Source organism: Ornithinibacter aureus (assembly GCF_009858245.1).
In the GTDB taxonomy this organism is placed as follows: Bacteria; Actinomycetota; Actinomycetes; order Actinomycetales; family Dermatophilaceae; genus Fodinibacter; species Fodinibacter aureus.
The window spans coordinates 1,615,921-1,639,085 of record NZ_VMSB01000001.1 but is presented as its reverse complement, the minus strand read 5'-3'; the positions used below and the strand labels follow the sequence as shown (position 1 = coordinate 1,639,085).

At 72.1% G+C, this 23,165-nt stretch carries 18 protein-coding genes, 2 tRNA genes and 1 pseudogene; 14 read left to right on the top strand and 7 right to left on the bottom strand.

Annotated elements, in window-relative coordinates; all coding sequences use genetic code 11:
* Window positions 1-10 precede the first annotated feature (10 nt).
* From aroQ to ilvA, 5 genes are all read left to right on the top strand, one after another.
* Window positions 11-454 carry a type II 3-dehydroquinate dehydratase gene (gene aroQ / locus C8E84_RS07760; protein WP_159900986.1) on the top strand — a complete coding sequence of 148 codons (444 nt, stop codon included), beginning with the start codon at window positions 11-13 and terminating at the stop codon, window positions 452-454.
* Window positions 444-1,472, top strand: a complete 1,029-nt coding sequence (locus C8E84_RS07755; RefSeq protein ID WP_159900984.1) for an aminoglycoside phosphotransferase family protein — start codon at window positions 444-446, stop codon at window positions 1,470-1,472. Before aroQ ends, C8E84_RS07755 begins: the two co-directional genes overlap by 11 nt.
* A 58-nt stretch (window positions 1,473-1,530) precedes the next feature.
* On the top strand, window positions 1,531-4,782 hold the full coding sequence (icmF, locus tag C8E84_RS07750; RefSeq protein WP_159900982.1) for a fused isobutyryl-CoA mutase/GTPase IcmF: 3,252 nt from the start codon (window positions 1,531-1,533) through the stop codon (window positions 4,780-4,782).
* A 235-nt stretch (window positions 4,783-5,017) separates the two neighbouring features.
* Window positions 5,018-8,572, top strand: a complete 3,555-nt coding sequence (locus C8E84_RS07745; protein WP_159900980.1) for an ATP-binding cassette domain-containing protein — start codon at window positions 5,018-5,020, stop codon at window positions 8,570-8,572.
* 67 nt (window positions 8,573-8,639) lie between these two features.
* On the top strand, window positions 8,640-10,184 hold the full coding sequence (ilvA, locus tag C8E84_RS07740) for a threonine ammonia-lyase, biosynthetic (protein ID WP_211675442.1): 1,545 nt from the start codon (window positions 8,640-8,642) through the stop codon (window positions 10,182-10,184).
* Between the two features lie 37 nt (window positions 10,185-10,221).
* Here ilvA and C8E84_RS07735 read toward each other — a convergent pair whose 3' ends face one another.
* From C8E84_RS07735 to C8E84_RS07725, 3 genes and pseudogenes are all read right to left on the bottom strand, one after another.
* Entirely contained in the window at window positions 10,222-13,173 is a 2,952-nt protein-coding gene (locus C8E84_RS07735; protein WP_159900978.1) for an ATP-binding protein, read from the bottom strand.
* 110 nt (window positions 13,174-13,283) lie between these two features.
* A pseudogene (locus tag C8E84_RS18515) lies at window positions 13,284-13,454 on the bottom strand (GNAT family N-acetyltransferase); the annotation flags it as partial.
* 285 nt (window positions 13,455-13,739) lie between these two features.
* Entirely contained in the window at window positions 13,740-14,570 is an 831-nt protein-coding gene (locus C8E84_RS07725; protein ID WP_159900974.1) for a helix-turn-helix domain-containing protein, read from the bottom strand.
* A 33-nt stretch (window positions 14,571-14,603) separates the two neighbouring features.
* Here C8E84_RS07725 and C8E84_RS07720 point away from each other — a divergent pair, with 33 nt between their 5' ends.
* On the top strand, window positions 14,604-15,125 hold the full coding sequence (locus C8E84_RS07720; protein WP_159900972.1) for a maleylpyruvate isomerase family mycothiol-dependent enzyme: 522 nt from the start codon (window positions 14,604-14,606) through the stop codon (window positions 15,123-15,125).
* A gap of 1 nt (window position 15,126) precedes the next feature.
* On the opposite strand, the gene C8E84_RS07715 is transcribed toward C8E84_RS07720, so the two are convergent.
* Entirely contained in the window at window positions 15,127-15,924 is a 798-nt protein-coding gene (locus tag C8E84_RS07715; RefSeq protein WP_159900970.1) for a deoxyribonuclease IV, read from the bottom strand.
* Window positions 15,925-15,967: 43 nt separating this feature from the next.
* Between C8E84_RS07715 and C8E84_RS07710 the strand changes: the two genes are divergently transcribed.
* From C8E84_RS07710 to C8E84_RS07675, 8 genes are all read left to right on the top strand, one after another.
* Window positions 15,968-16,729, top strand: a complete 762-nt coding sequence (locus tag C8E84_RS07710; RefSeq protein WP_159900968.1) for an SDR family NAD(P)-dependent oxidoreductase — start codon at window positions 15,968-15,970, stop codon at window positions 16,727-16,729.
* Window positions 16,730-16,785: 56 nt separating this feature from the next.
* Window positions 16,786-17,577, top strand: a complete 792-nt coding sequence (locus C8E84_RS07705) for a helical backbone metal receptor (RefSeq protein ID WP_246196843.1) — start codon at window positions 16,786-16,788, stop codon at window positions 17,575-17,577.
* Window positions 17,578-17,624: 47 nt separating this feature from the next.
* A tRNA-Thr gene (locus tag C8E84_RS07700) sits at window positions 17,625-17,697 on the top strand.
* A gap of 49 nt (window positions 17,698-17,746) precedes the next feature.
* Window positions 17,747-17,823: transfer RNA gene (locus C8E84_RS07695), tRNA-Met, on the top strand.
* Window positions 17,824-17,945: 122 nt separating this feature from the next.
* Complete coding sequence (rpmG, locus tag C8E84_RS07690) at window positions 17,946-18,113, top strand: 50S ribosomal protein L33 (protein ID WP_159900966.1); 168 nt, start codon at window positions 17,946-17,948, stop codon at window positions 18,111-18,113.
* Between the two features lie 145 nt (window positions 18,114-18,258).
* Complete coding sequence (locus C8E84_RS07685; protein WP_159900964.1) at window positions 18,259-18,708, top strand: FAS1-like dehydratase domain-containing protein; 450 nt, start codon at window positions 18,259-18,261, stop codon at window positions 18,706-18,708.
* Window positions 18,709-18,710: 2 nt separating this feature from the next.
* A complete protein-coding gene (locus tag C8E84_RS07680) occupies window positions 18,711-19,133 on the top strand; it encodes a MaoC family dehydratase (RefSeq protein ID WP_159900962.1) in 423 nt (140 codons plus the stop codon).
* Complete coding sequence (locus tag C8E84_RS07675) at window positions 19,133-20,203, top strand: UDP-N-acetylmuramate dehydrogenase (RefSeq protein WP_159900960.1); 1,071 nt, start codon at window positions 19,133-19,135, stop codon at window positions 20,201-20,203. Before C8E84_RS07680 ends, C8E84_RS07675 begins: the two co-directional genes overlap by 1 nt.
* A 485-nt stretch (window positions 20,204-20,688) precedes the next feature.
* Here C8E84_RS07675 and C8E84_RS07670 read toward each other — a convergent pair whose 3' ends face one another.
* The 3 genes from C8E84_RS07670 to C8E84_RS07660 form a co-directional block, all read right to left on the bottom strand.
* Entirely contained in the window at window positions 20,689-21,342 is a 654-nt protein-coding gene (locus C8E84_RS07670; protein ID WP_159900958.1) for a helix-turn-helix domain-containing protein, read from the bottom strand.
* 264 nt (window positions 21,343-21,606) lie between these two features.
* Window positions 21,607-22,653 carry an adenosine deaminase gene (locus C8E84_RS07665; RefSeq protein WP_281348923.1) on the bottom strand — a complete coding sequence of 349 codons (1,047 nt, stop codon included), beginning with the start codon at window positions 22,651-22,653 and terminating at the stop codon, window positions 21,607-21,609.
* Window positions 22,650-23,165, bottom strand: a complete 516-nt coding sequence (locus C8E84_RS07660; protein ID WP_159900956.1) for a DUF5709 domain-containing protein — start codon at window positions 23,163-23,165, stop codon at window positions 22,650-22,652. Before C8E84_RS07660 ends, C8E84_RS07665 begins: the two co-directional genes overlap by 4 nt.

Sequence of the window (23,165 nt, the reverse complement as noted above, 5' to 3'; positions counted from 1 at the left end):
ACTCGCCGTCATGGATCCCCGCACCGTGCTCGTGCTCAACGGCCCGAACCTCAACCTGCTCGGTGAGCGCGAGCCCGAGGTCTACGGCTCCGCCACCCTCGCCGACGTCGAGGCGCTGTGCCACGAGGCGGCGACGGCATCCGGCCTCGTGCTCGACTTCCGCCAGAGCAACCACGAGGGCGTGCTCATCGACTGGGTGCAGCAGGGGCGGGTCGGCATCGCGGGGATCGTCATCAACGCCGCGGGGTACACGCACACCTCGGTCGCCCTGCGCGACGCCCTGTCGGCGTGCCGGGTGCCCAAGGTCGAGGTGCACATCAGCGACATCCACGCCCGCGAGGCCTTCCGCCACCACAGCTACCTCGCCGACGTGTGCGACCACCACGTCATCGGGCGCGGTGTGCAGGGCTATGCCGAGGCGATCACCTGGCTCGCGGCCCGTCGTGGAGCGTGACCTTCCTGCCCTGTGGCGCAGCCCCCAGTGGCGGGCCGAACTCGAGGCGTGGCTGCTGCCGGCGCTCGCGGACGCCGGGCGCACCGTCACGGGCCCGCTGGTCCAGGAGCGGGTGAGGTTCTGGTCGACCGTGCTCTCGGTGGAGACGGATGCCGGCCGGGTCTGGGTCAAGGAGAACGCTCCGTCGCAGGCGTTCGAGGCAGCGCTCGTCGACGCCATCGACGGCATCGTGCCGCGGTTGTGTGCTCCCGTCGTCGCCGTCGAGGCCGATCGGGGATGGTTGGCCACCGCCGACCTCGGCGCGCCGTTGTGGCACGAGGGGGCGACGCCGTCGGTGGATGACTGGGTTGCCGTCGTGGAGCGGTACGGGCAGGCGCAGCGTGATCTGTCGAACCACGCGGATGCCGTGCTGGCGGCCGGGGTGCCCGTCTTCCCCCACGACCCCGCCGACGTCACCACCTGGGTCACCGACCTGGTGACGGACCTCCGGGCGTTGCCGCGCGAGGACCCGCGGCGTCCCACCGACGAGGAAGCAGCCTTGGTCGATGACGGGCTCGGCCGTATCCACGAGGCTGCCGCAGTCCTGGTTGACAGCGGGATGCCGTCCACCCTCCAGCACAACGACCTCCACCTCGGCAACGCGTTCCGCGGCCCCGGTCTCGATGCCACGTTCATCGATCTGGGCGATGCGGTCTGGGCCCACCCCCTCACCGCCCTGCGCATCCCGCTGTGGACGCTTCGCCACCTCTACGACGACGACGTCCCGGACGGCGCGGCTGCGTCTCGGGTGCTGACCGCGGGGATCGCACCCTGGACCGACGTCTGGGACGTCCACACCCTCACGCAGCTCCTTCCGGCTGCAGAGCGCATCTCGTGCCTGCACCGGGCCGAGTCGTGGTCCCGGCTCCAGCGCGACGTCCCGGTGCACGTCGTCGAGCAGGCCTGGGTGCGCTCGGTCATCGAGTGGGTCGTCGACGCCGCCGCGCAGGACCCGTACGCCTCCAGCCTGCCTCGGTGACTTCCGAGTAGGTACTAGGACGTCCTAGTATCTCGGGAGGCAACCCGAAGGGACCCCCATGGCAACGCAGCCCACCAGCCCGAAGCCCGAGCTCCACGTGCCGGTGAACCCGGTGCGCATCGTGACTGCCTCCGCCCTGTTCGACGGCCACGACGCCTCGATCAACATCATGCGGCGGATCATGCAGAGCCAGGGCGCCGAGGTCATCCACCTCGGGCACAACCGCAGCGTCCAGGAGGTCGTCGACGCGGCGGTCGAGGAGGACGTGCAGGGCGTCGCGGTCAGCTCCTACCAGGGCGGGCACGTCGAGTACTTCGAGTACCTCGTCCAGCTGCTCGCCGAGGCCGGCGCCGGCCACGTGCAGGTCGTCGGCGGTGGCGGCGGGGTCATCGTCCCCGAGGAGATCGAGCGCCTGCGCGCCGCCGGGGTGACGATCTTCAGCCCGCAGGACGGCCAGCGCCTCGGTCTGCCCGGCATGGTCAACCAGGTCATCGCCGCGTGTGACGTCGACCTGGATGCCGTGTCGCCCCCGTCCGTGCCCGCCGTCCTCACCGGGGAGCGGGCTGCCGTGGCCCGGGCCATCACCGCCGCGGAGACCGGCCACCTCACCGGTGAGATGCGCGCCGACCTCGAGCGGGCGGCATCCGGCCGCCGGACCCCGGTGCTCGGCATCACCGGCACGGGCGGCTCGGGCAAGTCGAGCCTGACCGACGAGCTCGTGCGCCGCCTGCGCGTGGACCAGCAGGACAAGCTGCGCATCGCGTGCGTCGCCATCGACCCGACGCGACGCCGCGGTGGGGGAGCGCTGCTCGGGGACCGCATCCGGATGAACTCCCTCGACGGCGACCGGGTCTACTTCCGCTCGCTCGCAACCCGTGGTGGCCGCGAGGTGCCCGGGGCGCTCGGCGACGTGCTGACGATCCTCAAGGCTGCCGGCTTCGACCTCGTCATCGTGGAGACCCCCGGCATCGGGCAGGGGGATGCCGCGATCACCTCCTTCGCGGACGTCAACCTCTACGTCATGACGCCCGAGTTCGGTGCCGCCAGCCAGCTCGAGAAGATCGACATGCTCGACTTCGCCGACGTGGTGGCCATCAACAAGTTCGAGCGTCGCGGGGCGATGGACGCGCTGCGCGACGTCGGCCGCCAGATGGTGCGCAACCGGGAGTCGTTCGGCAAGAAGCCTGAGGACATGCCGGTGTTCGGCACCTCGGCCGCGACGTTCAACGACGACGGGGTCACCGCGCTCTACCAGGAGCTGCGCGACCAGCTCACGGCGCACGGACTCGAGGTCGCCGAGGGTGCCCTGCCGCAGGTGTCGGTGCGGCACTCCTCGGTGCTGCGCCAGGTCGTGCCGCCGCAGCGGGTGCGCTGCCTCGCGGAGATCGCCGAGACGGTGCGCCAGTTCCACGAGGACACCCACCGCTTCGCCGAGGCCGCCCGCCGCGTGCAGCGCCTCACCGAGGTCGGTGGCGAGCTCGCCCGGGCCGGGGCCGACCGCTCCGGCGTCGACGCGCTGCTCTCCAGCGCCCAGGACGACCTGCCCCTGCCGGTGGCGCGCCAGCTCGCGGGGTGGAGCTCGGTCGTCGAGGCCTACTCGGGTGACGAGCAGGTGGTGACGATCCGCGACCGGGAGATTCGCACCGCACTGGTCAAGGAGTCGCTGTCCGGCAACCACATCCGCCGGGTCTCGCTGCCGCGCTACTCCGACGACGGCGACCTCGTGAGCTTCCTGCGCCGCGAGAACCTTCCCGGGTACTTCCCGTTCACCGCCGGGGTCTTCCCGTTCAAGCGCGACAACGAGGACCCGGCCCGCATGTTCGCCGGTGAGGGCGACCCGTTCCGCACCAACGCGCGGTTCAGGCTCCTCTCGCAGGGGCAGCCCGCCACCCGCCTGTCCACCGCGTTCGACTCGGTCACCCTCTACGGCCGCGACCCCGACCGGCGCCCCGACATCTACGGCAAGGTCGGCACCTCCGGTGTCTCGGTCGCCACCCTGGACGACATGCGCGAGCTGTATGCCGGGTTCGACCTCACGTCGCCCACCACGAGCGTCTCGATGACGATCAACGGGCCGGCCCCGACGATCCTCGCGTTCTTCCTCAACACCGTCATGGACCGCGCTGTCGAGGCGTGGGCGAGCGAGAACGGACGGGAGCCGACCGAGGAGGAGGCGCACGGCATCCGCGCTCGTGCCGTGGCCACGGTGCGCGGCACGGTCCAGGCCGACATCCTCAAGGAGGACCAGGGCCAGAACACGTGCCTGTTCTCCACGGAGTTCTCGCTGCGGATGATGGCCGACATCCAGGAGTGGTTCATCGCCCACGAGGTGCGCAACTTCTACTCGGTGTCGATCAGCGGGTACCACATCGCCGAGGCCGGGGCGAACCCCATCAGCCAGCTCGCGTTCACCCTCGCGAACGGGTTCACCTACGTCGAGGCCTACCTGGCGCGCGGCATGGCGATCGACGACTTCGCACCGAACCTGTCGTTCTTCTTCTCCAACGGGATGGACCCCGAGTACACCGTCATCGGCCGGGTCGCCCGCCGCATCTGGGCGATCGCGATGAAGGAGAAGTACGGCGCCAACGAGCGCAGCCAGAAACTGAAGTACCACGTGCAGACCTCGGGCCGGTCGCTGCACGCGCAGGAGATGGACTTCAACGACATCCGCACCACGCTCCAGGCGCTGACGGCCATCTACGACAACGCGAACAGCCTGCACACCAACGCCTTCGACGAGGCGGTGACGACCCCGAGTGAGGAGTCGGTGCGCCGGGCGCTCGCGATCCAGATGATCATCAACCGCGAGTGGGGCCTGGCCGTCAACGAGAACCCGTTGCAGGGCTCGTTCGTCGTCGACGAGCTGACCGACCTCGTGGAGGCTGCGGTGCTGGCAGAGTTCGACCGCATCTCCGAGCGCGGCGGTGTGCTCGGCGCGATGGAGACCGGCTACCAGCGCGGCCGCATCCAGGACGAGTCGATGCTCTACGAGCACCGCAAGCACGACGGTTCGCTGCCGATCATCGGCGTCAACACCTTCAGGGCTCCGGATGCCGGTGAGTCACCTCGCGAGGTCGTGCTCGCGCGCGCCTCGGAGGGGGAGAAGGAGGGCCAGCTGGCCCGGGTGACGTCGTTCCGTGAGTCGCACCGGGTTGAGGCGGAGGATGCGTTGGCGCGGCTGAAGGCCTCGGCCGTGTCCGGCGAGAACGTGTTCGCCGTGCTCATGGATGCCGCCCGCGTGTGTTCGCTGCAGCAGGTCACCGAGGCGTTCTTCGAGGTGGGTGGCCAGTACCGGCGCAACGTGTGACCGGCGCGCGTGGGCCCGTCGCTGAGCCAGCGGAGCCCGGGTAGGTACCTCGCCCAGAGTCCTTGCCCATCGCAAGGGATTCCCGTCATCGGGCAATGGCCCTGGACAGGACCCCTCTTCCCGACGCACAGGTTCGGAGCCGCCGGCAGTGACGGACGACCGTGCGGGACTCCGGGCCCCGGCCGCGAGGAAAACCGTTCGTGCGGTGTCGGTGCCGCGTCGTAGGTTGCAGACGATGTCCACCGCCACCATGACCGCCCGCGAACCCGTCGCCCAGCCCGCCCCACCCACCCGTGCGGCGAGCCGCCAGGTCACGCTCGCACGACTGCGGGGGTGGGCCACGGGGGTGGCGCTCACGGCATCCGCCATCGGTGCCCTCGGACGCACTCTCGGCACGGTCGTGGCCGGGCTGCTCGCGGCCAACCCGTCGACCAGGCTCGTCGGCCTGCTGGCCTTGTGTGTCGTCGGGGCGGCAGTCCTCGACACCGCGGGCCGCACCCTGTGGGCCTCGGTCGTCGACCGCGCCGAGGGCCGCATGCGGGAAGACCTGGTGGATGCCGCGTTGCACCAACCGCTGTCGGCGCTCGGTGAGCAGGCGGTGGGGGAGGTGCTCGACCGGGTCGATGACGACACCCACGCCGTGGGCTCGATGCTGCGCCGCCAGGTGTGGGACGCCCTGCGCACCGTGTTCTCCGCCGTGCCGATGTGGATCGTCGCCGGGCTAACCTGGTGGCCGGCCTGGATCCTCTTTCCCGTCGCGGGGGCGGCCGCGTTCGCGATCATCCGCCGGTTGCTCCCGGCCATCGCGGAGCGAACCGTCATCGAGGAGGCGGCCTGGACCGACCACGCCGCAGCCCTCGAGGAGGGGGTCTCCGCCCGAGACGACCTGCGCACCAGCCTCGGTCAGGCCCACGTCGTCCAGCGCCTCAGCGCCCTGTCGGCAACCGTGCACAGACGGTTCGACGAGCTGCTGGCGCTTCAGGCCCGCGCCACCCGGCGCACCGGCATCCTGCTCTACTCGCTGCTGGCGGCCACGAGCATCGCCGGGGTGGCGCTGGTCATCAGCGACGACCTGTCGGTGGCCCGCCTGGTCACCCTGTTCCTCGTCACGAGCACCTTCGTCGGGCAGATCGACCAGATGGCCCGCCACCTGCCCGAGCTGCAGACGGGCATCGGGGCCATCACGCGCCTGCGGCAGCTGCTCGAGTCGCCACCCGAGCCCGAGGGTGGGCGGCCCGTCCCTGCCGGAAGCGTCGGGGTTGAGTTCCGTGACCTGCGCTTCTCCTATGCCGAGGGGGACTTCGCCCTGGACGGCGTCAGCCTCGACATCCCTGCGGGCCGGACCTGCGCCCTCGTCGGACGATCCGGGTCGGGCAAGTCCACGTTGGCCGCCCTGCTGTCGCGCGCCACCGACCCGCCACGGGGGGCGGTCTTCCTCGGTGGCATCGACGTGTGCGACCTGGACCTCCACGCGCTGCGTTCTGCCGTCGGCGTGGTCACCCAGCGCACCGACATCCTCGCCGGGACCCTCGCGGAGAACATCGCCCTCTTCGCCGACGTGCCCACCTCGACGGTGCGAGCAGCCGTCACCGAACTCGGCCTCGACGACTGGGTCGACGGACTGCCCGACGGCCTCGAGACCACCCTCGGGCCCGGGGGAACCCCGCTCTCGGCGGGCGAGGAGCAGCTCGTGGCCTTCGCCCGCCTCCTCGTGCGTGACGTGGCCGTCGTCGTGCTCGACGAGGCGACCGCCCGGATGGATCCGGTGACCGAGAGCCTCGTCGTGATGGCGTCAGACCGCCTGCTCACCGGGCGCACCGGCATCCTCGTGGCGCACCGCCTCACGACCACCGCACGCGCCGACCTCGTTGCCGTGCTCGACCGTGGCCGGGTCGTCCAGCAGGGCCCGCGCGCCGTGCTGGCCGCCACCTACGGCCCGTTCCGACAGCTCCTCGACGCAGGGGCCGAGCCGGCACCTGAGGCGACGCTGGCCCCGGGCGCTGCGCCACGGCACCCTGCCGACGACCTCGCCGCGGAAGCCACCGTCGGTGGCGCACGCCGCACCGGCCCGCCACCAGAGACGCCCGACCCGGGCCACGGACCGTCGTTGGCGCGCGGCGTGGTCACCGCCCTGCTGGTGCGTCCCCGATGGGGAATCTGGCCCGCGATGCTGTTCTTCATCTCCGCGCTCGGTGGGGCCTTCGGTGCCGCCACCGGCCTCGTCTGGGGCCTGGTCGTCGAGCACCTGGCCGACGGCGCGGGCTGGGACACCCGCACCGTCGTGCTCCTCGCCCTGGCCACGGTGTTCATCGTCGCGTCACCGCTGCTGTTGACCGCGGCCATCCGGCGCTACCCGCGCTGGTGGGTCGAGGTGCTGCTGCGGGTGCGCATGTCGATCCTGATCGGGCAGACGCGTCAGCACCGGCTCGAGAGCACCCCTGCCGGTGAGGTCGTCGCGCGCGCGATGGACGCCGACCGCTATGCCCTCTACGCCGACCGCTGGGTCGACTTCCTCAACGGGCTCGCCGTCGTCGCCGTCACCGCCATCCTCGGTGGCAGTGCCCTGGCCGGAGGTGTGCTGCTGGGGGTGCTCGTCGGTTCGGCCCTCGCCTCGGCCGTCGGGCGGCCCATCGCGGGGCGCTCGGCCACCGAGTCCTCGGCGGCGCGAGCCACGTTCGGCCGGTCGCTGGTGTCGGTGCTCGAATCCGCGCGGACCATCAAGCTGGCCTCGGCCACCCCCGCTGCCCGCAGCCACCTGCGGCGGGTCGACAGCGGCCGGGTCGACGCGGCCGTCTTCGAGCACCGGGTGCAGGCCATCCTCGACGGCGTGCCCGTGATCATGGTGCAGATCGGGGTGGTCGCTGCTTGGGCGGCGTTCGCCTCCGGCCGCTGGAGCCTTGCCACGGCGATCCTCGTGTCGGGTGCCGTCAACGGGTTCGACTGGTTCGGCCGGGTCGCCGGGGCCGTCGTCACGGAGGCGCCGGGCACCCGCTCCTGGCAGAAGGCGACGAGCGCCCTCGCCGGGGGCGTCGACCTCGTCGCACTCCCCCCGGGCATCGACCTCGTCGAGGGCACCGCACCCGCGGCGCCCACCCCGCAGCACGTCCCGCTGCGCGAGCTCGAGCTGCGTGACGTCGGCGCCATCCACGACGACGGCACCCGCGGCGTCGAGGGGGTCGACCTCACGGTGCACGCCGGCGAACTCGTGCTGCTGCTCGGGCAGGTCGGGTCGGGCAAGTCGAGCCTGCTGCGGGCTCTCGCCGGCCTGATCCACCACACCGGCTCGATCACGTGGAACGGGGTCGAGGTCGACGACGCCCAGGTCTTCCTGCGACCGGGCCAGGTGTCGTACGTCTCGCAGGTGCCGAGGGTGTTGTCAGGCTCGTTCGCCGACAACGTCGTGCTCGGTCACGGCCGCGCCCTCGATCGGGCCATCGCCGACGCCCGGCTGCGCGAGGACGTCGAGGATGCCGGGGGGCACGACGCGCTCGTCGGTCACCGCGGCGTGCGGTTGTCCGGGGGTCAGGTCCAGCGACTGGCACTGGCCCGGGCGCTGGCCACCGAGGCCGAGGTGTTGCTGGCCGATGACGTGTCGAGCGCCCTGGACGCCACCACCGAGATCGACCTGTGGTCTGCCCTGCGCGCCCGTGGCACCACGGTCATCGGCGCCACGTCGAAGCGGGCCGCGCTCGGCCGGGCCGACCGGGTCGTCGTGCTCGTCGACGGCCGGGTGGCCGAGGTCGGGCCGTGGTCGGCGCTGGAACAGCGCTGGGCGCACCTCGCGGGGTGAGGCGGACGGCATCCGTCCACCACGGTGGGGCCGTCCCGGAACCGGGCGCCGCGGATACCCTTGCGCCGTGCCGCACACCCGACCCCTGACCGACGCCGAGGCCACGGCATACCTCAAGCGGATCCTCACCTCGCGCGTCTACGACGTCGTCGACGAGACCCCGCTCGATGCCGCACCCGGCCTCAGCGCCCGCCTCGGCAGCACGGTGCTGCTCAAGCGCGAGGACCTCCAGTCGGTGTTCTCGTTCAAGATCCGTGGCGCCTACAACACGATGGCGAAGCTCAGCCCGCAGGCCCGCGCCCAGGGCGTCATCGCAGCCTCGGCCGGCAACCACGCCCAGGGCGTCGCCCGCGCCGCCGCGGTACTCGGCTGCCACGCCGTCATCGTCATGCCCACGACGACCCCGCAGCTCAAGGTCGATGCCGTGCGGGCGGCCGGCGTCGAGGTCGTGCTCCACGGGGACTCCTACTCCGACGCGGGCGCCCACGCGGCCACCCTCGCTCAGGAGCGCGGGCTGACGATGGTGCACCCCTTCGACGACCCCGATGTCATCGCCGGCCAGGGCACCATCGGCATGGAGATCCTGCGCCAGGTCACCGGCCCGCTGGATGCCGTGTTCGTCGCCGTCGGCGGGGGCGGGCTGATCTCCGGCATCGCGGCCTACGTCAAGGCTCTGCGCCCCGACGTCAAGGTCATCGGGGTGCAGACCGACGACTCCGACGCCATGGCCCGCTCCCTCGAGGCCGGGCACCGGGTCGAGCTCGAGCACGTCGGGCTGTTCTCTGACGGCACCGCGGTCCGGCTCGTGGGCGAGGAGACCTTCCGCGTCGCGAGCGCCCTGGTCGACGAGATGATCCGGGTCGACACGGATGCCGTGTGCGCCGCGATCAAGGACGTCTTCACCGACACGCGCGCCATCCTCGAGCCCGCCGGCGCCCTGGCCGTCGCCGGGCTCAAGGAGTATGCCGCGCGCCCGGGAGCCCAGGGCGGCACGTATGTCGCCGTGGCCTGCGGCGCCAACATGGACTTCGACCGACTGAGGTTCGTCGCGGAGCGCGCCGAGATCGGCGAGCAGCGCGAGGCCGTGTTCGCCGTGACCATCCCGGAGCAGCGGGGCAGCTTCCGCAGGCTGCTCGACGTCATCGGCCCGGGCCGTGAGGTCACCGAGTTCAACTACCGCATCGACGACAGCGACACCGCCCACGTCTTCGTGGGGTTGCAGGTCCACGGTCGCGAGGAGGCCCGCCAGCTCGCGCAGGGGTTCGAGGACGCCGGTCTGCCCGCCCTCGACCTCACCGACGACGAGCTCGCCAAGCTGCACCTGCGCCACCTCGTGGGTGGCCGCACGACCCTTGCCCACGACGAGGTGCTGCACCGGTACGAGTTCCCCGAGCGGCCCGGTGCGCTCGTGCAGTTCCTCGAGGCGATGGCGCCGGCGTGGAACATCTCGCTGTTCCACTACCGGGGGCACGGCTCAGACGTCGGTCGCGTGCTCGTCGGCATGCAGGTGCCCCCGAGTGACCGCGAGGCGTTCGACACCTTCCGCGACACCCTGGGCTACCGGTCGTGGGACGAGACCGACAACCCGGCCTACCGACTGTTCCTGCGCTGAGGCTGCACCTGCCCTGAGGCAGGCTCGGTCATCCCGACTACACCGAGGCGTTCTCGGGCTCCGAGCTCAGCGCCGCCGCGTGGCCGGCCGCGAGCTGCAGCACCCTATGCGCGACGACATCGACGGGCAGGCTCGACAGGGGCGTGTCGGGGGGCCAGGGCACGTCACCGCGTGCGCTCTCCACGTGCTCGGCCAGGCTCCCCGACAGCTGGATCGCCGACGTCGCGAGCAGGCGGTCGGCGGCGAGGAGCACCGCTGGGCCGTGCTCCCAGCGCGTCGCGACACCGGCGCACCCGACGCCGGCCGCAGCCTCCGCGAAGACCGGGCTCCACGCACCCTCCCGGTGCAGCCCTCGGGTGAACCAGCCGAACGCCTCCTCTGGTCGTCCCGCGCCCAGGGCCGCCCACCCCAGGTTGACCACGGTCGTCGTTGTGGGCTGGATGCCGAAGCGCGACTGCGCTCCATCCGCAGCGCGCGTCAGCAGGTCGAGCGCGACGTCCGGGCGCCCGGCATCCAGCATGGCGAGGGCGAGCTTGGGGACGACCGTCACGAGATGCACCGCCGAGGGGTGCGGCCCGATCCGGGCGCGAGCCTCCTCGACGTGCGCGGTGGCTGCCTCGTGGTTCCCGGCGACGCCGTCCATCACCGCCATGACGGCCAGCGACTCGGGAAGATGATGCGGGGCCTCGGTCCGAGACGCGTCCAGGGCCAGCTCGGCCATGGCCACGGCGCGGGTGTGCTCCCCAGCCGTGTACGCAGCGATGGACTCGGTGATGCACAACATGATCGACCAGTCGGGGTCAGCGCGCAGCGACTGCATCATGCCGGGGACGTCGGTGTCCTCCCACTGGCGCACGTGCGAGATCGCGGTACGCGCCACGGCGAGACGGGCGCTCTGGGCGTCGGTGAGCCCCGGCATCCGCGAGAGCTGGTCCATCCAGGGCGAAGCGGTCGCGACCGCCTCGGTGAACTGCCAGCGGCGGAACAGCGCCAGGCCGAGGTCGACGGCCGACCCGGTGTCACCGGCGGACAGGGCACCGTCGAGCGCGGCGAGGTGGTCCTCCTGGGTCAGGCCGACGTCCTCGATGAGGGTGTCGCTCAAGTGCGCCCCACGCCAGCGTGCCGCGTACCACTCCCGGTGCCGTCGCTGAGCGCTCCCGTGTTCGCCGAGGTCGCCGAGCACCTCCCGGGCGGCATCGCGCACCGTGGTCAGCAGGCCCAGGCCCTGACCTCTGGCCGTGTGCGCAGCGTGCACGAGGTTGCCCCGGACGAGGGCACGCAGCTGCACGTCGGCCTCGGGGGAGGCGATCACCGCGAGTGCCGCTCCCCGCGTGAACGTCCCGACGAACACCGACAGCCTCGCCAGCGCCCGGCGCTCACCGGGTGACAGCCGGTCGATGCTCCAGCCGATGGCCTCACGCAGCGACTGGTGGCGCCGCTCGCGGTCCACCTCGTCGGCCACGAGGTCCAACGGTGCGGCCACGAGGTCGAGCAACCGGTCGAGGTCGCCGTCGGGGGAGCGCCCGGCGGCCAGCTCCAGGGCGAGGGGGAGGCCATCGAGCCGCCGCGCGACCTCGGCCAAGGTCTGCAGGTCCTGCTCCGGACACGCCACGAGGTCGGCGGCACGCTCGGTCCCGCGGTCGGCAAGCCGGGAGGCCAGCAGCTGCACGGCCGCCGCCGAGCAGACCTCCTCGCGTGAGGCGCCGGGCGCGGGGACGGTCAACGAGTCGAGCACGACGAGGCGCTCCCCGAGGATCCCGATCGGCGTGCGCGAGGTGATCACGAGCCGGATGCCGGGGCACCGGTCGAGCAGCGCCCTTGCGATCTCGGCCGCTCCCGACAGGGCCCACTCGGCCTCGTCGACGAGGATGACGGCCTGCTCGTGCTCGAGCGACTCCGCGAGCTGGCGGACCGGGTCCTTGCCGTCCATCGGCAACCCGCTCATCGACCCGACGACGAGCGCGAGCGCCCCGGCGGACAGCTCGGCGTGGGGCTCGAGCACGACGTGGTAGATGTCCGGTTCACTCAGTCGCAGCGCCGCCCCGATCTCGGCGAGCAGGCGCGACTTGCCGACCCCGGCCGGTCCGGTCACCGTGATGAGCCGGTGGCCCGCGGAGAGCGCACCGAGAGCCGACTCGAGGTCCGCGCGGCGGCCGACCGTCGGGGTGCGGGGCGCCGGCAGGATGCGCGCGGGGTGCAGCACGACGTCACGGGGCACGGCTGGTCCCCCGAGGGGCTCGTGGGCCGGGACCTGGTCCGGGGCCTGTGCGAGCACTCGGCCGTGCAGCTCGGTCAGGGCGCGACCGGGGTCGATGCCCAGCTCCTCGCGCAGGTCTCGGCGGATCCTCGTGTAGATCGACAAGGCCTCGGCCTGTCGGCCCAGCCGCTGGGCCGAGCGCATGCCCAGGGCCGCGGCTCCCTCGTCGAGGGGGTCACCGGCCATGAGCTCGAGGGCGAGGTCGTGAGCCTCGTCCGGGTCGCCGCCCGGGTCGTCGAGCAGCGAGGCCGCGAGGTCGTCGAGCAGGGCCCGACGCAGGTCGCCGAGCCGCGCCCGTTCGACGAGGACGAGGTCGTCGCGCACTCCCTCGAGGGCGACCGGCCCGGTCCACTGGCCCAGGGCTGCCCGGTCGGCCTCTCGGCGCCCCGACCAGTCGTTCTGCGCGGCACAGGCCTTGGCCTGTGAGCGATGCAGCAGGACCTCGTCGACATCGGTTCGCACCGCGTCGGGCACCAGGTAGCCCGCGTGTTCGCGAGCAATCAGCTCGGCCCCGAACTGACGCCGGAGGCGTGCGACGACAGTGTGCACGGCGGCGACGTCGAGGCTGGCTGCCTGCTCGGACCAGACGAGCTCGAGAAGGACATCAGCCGGGACGGGGCGCCCTCGCCGGAGCAGGAGGGCCGCGAGGAGGGCGCGGGGTCGGCCGCCGGAGGGCAGTTGCGAACCGTCGGCGGTCTCGACACGGAGTGGCCCCAGGAGGCTGGCGCGCATTCGTCCATCGAACCACGAAGAGCACGGTTCGGCTCAGCGAGTTTTTCCGGCAGCGCGATGTCGAACCGGTCGTCCTCGCGGTGCGCCGCGTGACGGCTGAGCCACCGGTGCACGGGGCGGTTGTCCGCGGTGACGTAGGCGACCAACCGCTCGATCCCTGCCTCGACGGCGCTCGCCCGCGCGGCGGCGAGCAGCGCCCGACCGACGCCGCGTCCGTGGGCCGCGTCCACGACCTCGAGGGCGATCTCGGCCGTCGTCTCGTCCTCGCGCACCCAGCGCACGATGCCGACCGGGGGGGCCGTCCTGCTCCGCGACGAGGGCAACGTGTCGCCCCGGTGCGACGTCGGTGAGGTGGCGCAGCATCCGCGGAGTCAGGTGGGGGAGCCCGGTGTGGTAGCGGGCGACGCGCGAGTGCAGCGACATGCCGGACATGATCGTGGTGCGGGTGTCGTGGTCCCCGGCGGCCAGGGTTCGGATGTGCAGGTGGATGCCGGGCAGCCCGGCAGTGTTCGCCGTCATGGCCCCACCGTGCGGTGGGCCCCTGACGTCGCCCTGTCACCGACGTGTCAGGCATCTGCGCCGGCAGCGAACCGGCGCGCGAAACCGCCCGGCGTCATCCCTGTCACGCGCCGGAAGTCACGGGTGAAGTGCGCCTGGTCGGCGTACCCGAGGTCGTGGGCGATGGCGGCGAGGTCTCCTGGGCCGGCGCGCAGCCGCTCGCTGGCCTCGTGGAGCCGACGACGCTGGATGAGCCACTTCGGCGTCAGGCCCAGCCGTCGTCGGGTGAGCCGCTGGAGTGCGCGCTCGCTGAGCCCGAACCGGTCGCACACCTGCGAGACCTGCCGGACCGAGGGGTCGTGCTCGATGTGGTCGACGAGGTCGTTGACGAGCCGTCCTTCGTCGTCGAGCGGGAGGTGGGCGCGGATCACGGCCTCGAGGCTGTCGGCCGCCTCGCGACGGCATCCGGGGTCCTGCGGGTCGGTCATGGCGGCGCGGACGTCCGAGACGACCTGACTGCCGAGGACGTCCGAGAGCTCGAGATGCCTGTCGGTCACGGTCGACACGTCCCGGCCCAGGAGCAGCCGTCCCGCGCCGGGCTGCAGCATGACCCCAGCGGCCCAGCCCGTGCCGACCAGCGTGGTTCGCGAGAGCCCTGACTGGACGCCGTAGAAGCGTGCGTAGTCGTGGGCGACGACCACCAGGCACACGGGGTACTGCAGGACCGCCTGCTCCGAGGACTCGCCCTCGGGGAGGTGCCACACCGGCACCCAGTGCCGACGCACGAGATCGACGACGTCGGGGGAGGGCGCGAACCGGTCGATCGCGTAGGTGGTGTCGGTCGGGTCGACGAGGTGCGCGCGTTCGACGTCGTCGAGCGGTGTGTCGGGTTTGGTCAAGTGCCGGCCCGCCCGCGCTCGTACCGTCGCAGCATGAACCCAACGTATGCCACCTTGACCGACCGCTTCACCGACGTCGTGGATGCCGTGCCGAACTGGTTGGCCGCCTCACCGTGCGAGGGCTGGAGCGTCGGCGACGTCGTGGACCACGTCGTGAGCACGCAGCGTGACTTCCTGCGGGCGCACACCGACCTTGCTCCCGAGCCGACGACTGCGGACCCGGCACAGCGGTGGGCGGCACACCGGGCCCTCGTGGCGCAGGTGCTGCCCGGCCTCGCCGACGTCGCCTACGAGACCCCCTTCGGGCCGAGCACCGTCGGGCAGACGATGACCACGTTCTACGGCTTCGACCTCATAGTCCACCGGTGGGACATCGCGACCGGTGCCGGGCTGGTGGCCCCTCTCGGTGACGAGGAGATCGACATCCTCGAAGCGGTCGTGCCGACGTTCGGCGAGCACCTGTACGCGGAGGGAATCTGCAAGGGCCCCCTGGACGTCGGGCCGGACGCCGACCGGACGGCCAGGATCCTCGCGGTGCTCGGCCGGGCGGCCTGACTCAGCCGAGGCGCGCGCGAAGCCAGGCGATGTCGACAGCCTGACCCTCGACGCCACCGGGCGTCTCGCAGACCACCGGCGCGGCCGCGGCCCGCACGACGTCGGCGAGCTCGGCGCCGTCGATGAGCCCTGACCCGAAGTTTGTGTGCCGGTCGGCGCCCGAGTCGAAGGTGTCGCGTGAGTCGTTGGCGTGGACGAGGTCGATCCGGCCGGTGATCGCCAGCACCCGCTCGACGACCTCGCCGAGGTCGTTGCCGCCGGCGTGGGCGTGGCAGGTGTCGAGGCAGAAGCCCACCCGATCGCCCCCGGACGCCGCGCCGATCGCGTCCCAGAGGCGCGCGATCGCCTCGAGCCGGCGGGCCATGGCGTTGTCACCGCCCGCGGTGTTCTCGATGAGCAGCGGCACCGGCAGGTCGAGCCCGTCGATGCACTTGCGCCAGTTGTCGAAACCGACCGCGGCGTCCTCGTCCTTGCCGAGGTGCCCGCCGTGCACGACGACACCCTTGGCGCCGATCTCGGCAGCGGCGTGCAGGTGCTGCTGCAGCAGCTTGCGCCCCGGGATGCGGATCCGGTTGTTCGTCGACGCGACGTTGATCGGGTACGGCGCGTGCACGTAGAGGTCGACACCCGCGGCCTCGGCCGCGGCCCGCAGTGCGGCGGCGCCGCCGGCGTACTCCACGACCGGGCCCTTGTAGCTCTGCGGGTCGCCCAGGAACATCTGGGACAGGGTCGCGCCCCGGGCCAGGGCCTCCGCCACGGGGTCGAGCTGGTCGACGTGTCCACCGATGCGTAGTGCCATGGCTCCACCGTAGGTGGCGGCACCGACTGGCAGGATGGCGACCATGCAGACCGCGAACACCACCGCCATCGTCACCGGGGGCGCCTCGGGGCTCGGGGCCGCCACCGCGGCCGCGCTCGCCGCCGCCGGCTCCCGCGTCGTCGCCCTCGACCTCGCCGCCGCGTGCGAGGCGGGGCCATCCGTCGAGGGGGTGCACTACCAGCCGACCGACGTCACGTCCGAGGAGGAGGTCCGCGCCGCCGTCGCCGTCGCATCCGACGACCCGTCGCGGCCCCTGCGCATCGTCGTCAACTGCGCCGGCATCGGTCCCTCCACTCGCATCCTCGGCCGCAAGGGTGTGCACGACCTCGCCCTGTTCCGCAAGGTCGTCGAGATCAACCTCGTCGGGTCGTTCACCGTCATGGCGCTCGCCGCCGAGGCGATCGCCCAGACCGAGCCCGACGCCGACGGGCAGCGCGGTGTCGTCATCAACACCGCGAGCATCGCCGCGTTTGACGGTCAGGTCGGCCAGGCCGCCTACAGCTCGTCCAAGGGCGGCATCGTCGGGCTCACGCTGCCGGCCGCTCGCGACCTCGCCCAGTACGGCATCCGGGTCGTCACCATCGCCCCCGGCATCGTCGAGACCCCGATGCTCGCCACGGTTTCCGACGAGTTCCGCGCCGGGTTGGCCGCCGGGGTGCCGTTTCCGCAGCGACTCGCCCGCCCGGAGGAGTACGCGAAGCTCGCCCTCGCGATCGTCGACCACGACTACCTCAACGGCGAGACGATCCGCATGGACGGCGCGCTGCGGATGGCGCCGCGCTGACCCGCCCCGACACGGTGCCCCCCGGCGACGGCCGGATGCCGGGTCACGAGGGTCGGATGCCGGGTCGTCGCCTGCGCTTGACGCGAACCCTGCGTGACGACCTGCGGCAGGACATCGCCCTGCCCGATCGCATCGAGCGCATCGTCTCCCTCGTCCCGTCGCTGACGGAGGCGCTCGCCGTCACCGTGCCCGACCGGCTCGTCGGTGCCACCGACTGGTGCACCCACCCCGCTGACCTCGACGCCCGCGGGGTCGGGCGGGTGCGCGGCACGAAGAACCCGGATCTCGCCGCCATCGCCGCCCTGCAGCCCGACCTCGTCGTCGCCAACAAGGAGGAGAACCGCGAACTGGACGTGCGCCGGTTGCGTGAGCGCGGCATGCCCGTCTGGGTCACCGACATCGAGACCGTTCCCGCCTCGATCGCCTCGATCCGGCGCCTGCTGCGTGATGTCATCGGGCTGGGGAGGGACCCCGCCTGGCTGGCGGAGGCGGACCGGGCCTGGAGCGGGCCGGTGCCCGCGCCGACGGCCCGCGTCGTCGTGCCGATCTGGCGTGATCCGTGGATGGTCATCGGGCGTCCGACGTTCACGGCAGACCTGTTGGCGCGCACCGGGCTCGAGGTCGTGACGGCCGGGGCGACCGGCCGCTATCCGGGGCTCGAACCGGTGGCCTTCGACTATCCTTCGGTGGCGGACCTCGTGCTGTTGCCGGACGAGCCGTACGTGTTCACGACCGCTGACGGGCCCGAGGTTCTCGAGCGACTGCCGACGCGTTTGGTGTCGGGCAGGCGCATCACCTGGTACGGCCCGTCCCTCGTCGAGGCGAGGATTTCACTGGACCGATCCTGAGCGTGTACTGTCTCCGTGGCGCCCGGCGGTCTCCGCTGGTAGCGCACGCCCCCTTAGCTCAGTCGGCAGAGCGTTTCCATGGTAAGGAAAAGGTCGTCGGTTCGATTCCGACAGGGGGCTCCGGTCCGGCCGGGGCCTGCCCTCGTGGTTGGCTACGGATCGAACCCCTGGCGGGGTAGCTCAGCTGGTTAGAGCGCACGACTCATAATCGTGAGGTCGCGGGATCGAGCCCCGCTCCCGCTACCAAGGCCGCGATTTCGGGGAATGCCCGTAGCCGCGTATCCTGTTGTGCTGGTGTCGCGCGTGCAATCGTGCCTCCGCGCGACGCCCGACGATCGAATCACTTTTCCCGAGAGCAGGTTGCCCCCATGGCCAAGGCCACCGACGTCCGCCCCAAGATCACCCTGGCGTGCACGGAGTGCAAGGAGCGCAACTACATCACCAAGAAGAACCGCCGGAACGACCCCGAGCGTCTCGACCTGGCGAAGTTCTGCCCGCGCTGCAAGCACCACACGCCCCACCGCGAGACCCGCTGACACCAGCGGTTCCGCCACGAGAGGCCGCCTGCACCACCTGGTGCGGGCGGCCTCTCGGCGTTCTCCCCGAGATTTCCGGCAGCGAGAGTGCGCGCGGTTGCGTCGGCTCGCGCCCCGCTGCGGCGCCGGGCCTAGAGTGGTCGCCATGGCCGTGAACCCAGATTTCGCCGGGCGCACCTACCCGCACAGTGGTCCGTATGCCGTCGACGCGGCACTCATCGCGGCATTCGCTGCAGCCGTCGGGTCCACCGACCCGGTGCACACCGATGCCGCCGCGGCGCAGGCCGCCGGGTACGCCGACGTCATCGCGCCACCGACGATGGCCGTGCGCTTCTCCCAGCAGAGTGAGCGCGCCTACGTCACCGACCCCGAGGCGGCGATCGACTTCAGCCGTGTCGTGCACGGCGAGCAGCGCTTCGTCCACCACCGACCCATCACGGCCGGCGACGAGCTCGTCGGCGTGACCACCGTGGACTCCGTGCGCTCTGCCGGCGGCCACTCGATGGTCACCACCCGCACCGAGCTCGCGACCACCTCCGGGGATGCCGTCGCGACCTCCACGTCCACGATCGTCGTTCGCGGCGGGGAGGAGTGAGCATGCCTGTTCGCCCGCTGTCGGAGGTCGCCGTCGGCGACGTCATCGGCCCGGTGACCGTGCCCGTGGCCCGCGAGACCCTCGTCGCCTACGCCAACGCGTCCCTGGACCAGAACCCCATCCACCAGGACGAGGAGTTCGCCCGCTCGGTCGGGCTGCCCGACGTCATCGCCCACGGCATGTGGACGATGGGGGCCTCCGGCACGGTCGTCGCCGACTGGGCCGGGGACGCCGGCCGGGTCGTCGAGTTCGGCACCCGGTTCACCCGCCCCGTCGAGGTGCCCGTCGAGGGCAACGAGATCGTGGTGCAGGGCCTGGTCAAGGCCGTCGACCCCGACACCGGGCGGGTCACCGTCGACGTCACGACGACCTGTGGTGGTGACAAGGTGCTGGGCCGCTGCATCGCGGTCGTCCGGCTCGACTGATGCGGCTGCTGCACGACGAACCGATCGCCGCCCACACGACGATGCGGGTCGGCGGGCCCGCTGCCCGCATGGTCGTCGTCGAGACACCTGACGAGCTCGTCGACGCCGTGCGTGAGGTGGACGACGCTGACGAACCGCTGATCGTGCTCGGTGGCGGCTCCAACCTCGTCGTCGCGGATGCCGGGTTCGCAGGCACCGTGATCAAGGTCGAGACCAGGGGCCTGGTCGTCGACTCGCTCGACCAGTGCGGCGGAGCCAACGTCACCGTCGCGGCGGGGGAGCCGTGGGACGACGTCGTGGCCCGGGCCGTCGACGAAGGGTGGTCCGGGATCGAGGCGCTGTCCGGCATCCCCGGGTCGTCCGGTGCCACGCCGGTGCAGAACGTCGGGGCCTACGGGCAGGAGGTCGCCCAGACCATCGCCCGGGTCCGCGTGTGGGACCGGCTCGAGGGACGGGTGCGGACGATGACGTCGCTGGACTGCCGGTTCAGCTACCGGCACTCGCTGTTCAAGGGCACCGACAGGTACGTCGTCATCGACGTGATGTTCCAGCTCATCCCGGGGACGCTGTCACAGCCCGTTCGCTACGCCGATCTCGCGACCCAGCTCGGCGTGGCCGTGGGGGAGAGGGTGCCGCTCGCCGAGGCGCGCGAGGCGGTGCTGGCGCAGCGGCGGCGTCGCGGCATGGTGCTGGATGCCGGTGACCACGACACGTGGAGCTGCGGCTCGTTCTTCACCAACCCGCTGCTCAGCCCGCAGCAGTTCGAGGCGCTGGAGGAGCGCGTGCACGAGCACCTCGGTGCCGACGTCTCGCCGCCGCGCTACCCGGATGCCGGCGGACAGGTGAAGACCAGCGCCGCCTGGCTCATCGAGCGGGCGGGGTTCACCAAGGGTTTCGGGATGCCCGGGCCCGCGGCGCTGTCGACCAAGCACACGCTCGCGGTGACGAACCGAGGCGGGGCGACGGCATCGGAGATCGCTGATCTGGGACGAACGGTGCGCGACGGCGTCCACGACGTCTTCGGGGTCACCCTCGTCAACGAGCCGGTGTTCGTCGGCCACAGCCTGTGACGGTGGGCCGCTGACCCCGGCGCGGCGGTGGCCGACTGATGCGCAGCGGGGCCGATCGTGGGCGCTGAGGTGCGCGAGCGCATCCGGAGGTCTGTCGCCTTCGCCGCGGCGCCCACGGTGCGTCGACCGCTGAGAGTGGGGGGCAGCAGCGAGGCGGCCTCGTCGTTGCGCCCCTCGTTCGTCGCTGGGAGTGGGTAGCGGTGGGGGACGTCCGGATGCTTCACGTGGTGAGCCACCTTCGCCATCGGCCCATCACGCGAAGCAACCCCGGGATGCATCGCGTGGCGAGCCACAAGGGCCTCGAATGACCCGCGCTCAAACCGTCCAAGGGCTCAAGTCCTCGAACCACGGGGGAAAGGATCGAAGGGTGCGCCACCCAACGGTGCCCCACCCTACGAACCATCCTCTGGATGGTCCGGAGGGTGGGGCAAGGGGACTGGGCGGGTGGGATGAGTGGCTGGCCGCGGGGTTGCGCGAGCTGTGGATCACGCTGCGTCGTGTTCGTCGCTGGGTGCAGCGAGAGCATCGTCCTCGGGGGTGTCGTCCCCGTCGTCGTCCCCCACGTCGTCGTCACCAAGGTCGCCGAGGAACAGCGTGAGGTCGGGACGTGGCACGGGCGCGTACCACTTCGGCTCCTCGGTCGGACCGTTGAAGAACTCGTGCATCCACCACCACAGCGGAGGGTTGGTCACCGGGTAGACCTTCCGATGGGCTGGGAACCGGCGGCTGCCACCGCGAACCGCAGCCACCAGGTCGGTCGGCGCCCAGGCCTCGGGTGGGACCCGCCGGGGTGCTACGTGAATCTCGGGCTCGTCATCCGCGGCGGCTGCGCATCCGGATGCCGCGTCGTCGGGGGACGGATCGGGCTCACCCATCGAGAAGGTGACGCACAGCCTGAAGCCCGTTCCGACGAGGGCATCGGAGATCGTGTCGAGGCGCATCTGCCCAGCGCCCGCCTCGAGTCTGGCGAGCATGGCACGGCTCAGCCCTCGACGCCTGGCGTACGCACGCTGACTCATGCCGAGCTTCCGGCGATGCTCGCGCAGCGCCAACCCCACCTCCTCCGCGACGGTGAGGAAGGTTCGGGCGCGGCGCAGGTTGGGCACCCACTCGTTCGGTAGACCTCGTGCATCATCCATGGCGCCAGCGTGCCCAAGCAGGCTCGCGTACTGGAGATCGACGTCGACGTCTGGGGACAAGTGCCCGCGCCGGGCGGCCCTGTGGACAACCAGGGCCGTCAGGCCGGGGTTGTCTGCGCCGCGAGGGTTGCCGCTGCCCGGGCTCGGGGTGGCTCACGACGTGAAGCATCCGGACGTCCCCTGACACCCCCCTACCGGCTCACAGGAACGCCGTCCGTGCCGCCCGCGCGGCCCGCCGCCCGCGGCGCCCGCGGCGCCGCCGCCTCAGCCGCGCAGCCAGGCCTCGACGTCCGACACGGCCGCGGCGACCACGTCCGACGGTGCCCGGCTGGCCCGCAGCGACCCCAGCGCCAACTCGGCCAGGCCGGCGTCATCCATGCCGTGCACCTCTCGTGCGGTCGCGTACTGCTGGGCAAGGCGCGACCCGAAGATCACCGGGTCGTCGGCTCCGAGCGCAACGGTCGCCCCGGCAGCCAACAGCTGTCGCAACGGAACCTCCTGCGCGTCCTCGTACACCCCGAGGGCGACGTTCGACCCGGGGCACACCTCGAGCGCCACCCCGGCGGCGACGACCCGATCGAGCACCGCGGGGTCCTCCACGCTGCGGACCCCGTGGCCGAGCCGGTCCGGGCGCAGCGAGTCCAAGGTCTCCGCGACGGCCTGCGCCCCCAGCAGCTCACCGGCGTGGGGGAGCAGGGCCAGCCCCGCCCGGTCCGCGATCGCGAAGGCCGGCCCGAACTCGGCCGTCACCCCGCGGCGCTCGTCGTTGGAGAGGCCGAACCCGACCACGGCTCCCGGCCCCGACCCCGCGTACCGCGCCGCCACGCGGGCCAGCGTGCGCGCCTCCAAGGGGTGCCGCATCCGGCTCGCCGCCACGATCACACCGACCTGCGCGGCCCCCGGCTGCGCGGACACCACCCGGGCCTCGTCGAGCACGATCTCGATTGCCGGGGTGATGCCGCCGACGAACGGCGCGTACGACGTCGGGTCGATCTGCAGCTCGAGCCAGCGCGACCCCTCAGCGCCGTCGTCGAGCGCCGCCTCGCGCACGATCCGGCGCATGTCGGCCTCCCCTCGCACGCACGCGCGGGCCGAGTCGTACAGCCGCTGGAAGCGGAACCAGCCGCGGTCGTCCGCAGCCTCGAGGTGCGGCGGCCAGTCGTGGGTCAGGGCCGCAGGCAGTCGGATGCCGTGCTGCTCGGCGAGGTCGCGGACGGTCTCCACCCGCATCGAGCCGGTGAAGTGCAGGTGCAGATGGGCCTTGGGCAGGTCCGTCACGGACCGCTGGGGCGCAGCGGTCGCCTCGCTCACTCGGTGCCGTTGTCCTCGGGCAGTCGATCGATCACGTGCATCGCGGCCTCCTCGGCCGAGGCGGCCGCTCCGTCGATGCCGACGTCCTCGCCGATCAGGTGGCTCTCGCCGTCCTCGCCCACTCCACGGTCGGGCGCCACGAGGCGACCGGCGCGCAGGTCGCCGACCTCGCCGTCACCGATCCAGTCGTCCTCGGCGTCGATGCTGTCGGGGTCGTCACCGCCGACGCGGTCCCGCTCGTCCAGGCCCGACTCGTTGTCGGGGGCGCCGTAGGCCGACGCGGGGTCAGGCACCTCCTGGGCGATCCGCTGCTCGATGGTCTCGTCGTGGGACTGTTCGAACGCCGTGACGCCGTGGGCGCGTGATCCGCGGTCGGTGTCCGGCGGGGAGTACCCGCGGTCGAGGACGTCGACGTCGTCATCGTCCAAGGTGTCCCCGGGCTGCAGCTGGTCCTCGTCATCGAGGCTGTAGGCGCCGAGGTCGGTGGTCAGGCTCTCCTGGGGTTCGGACAT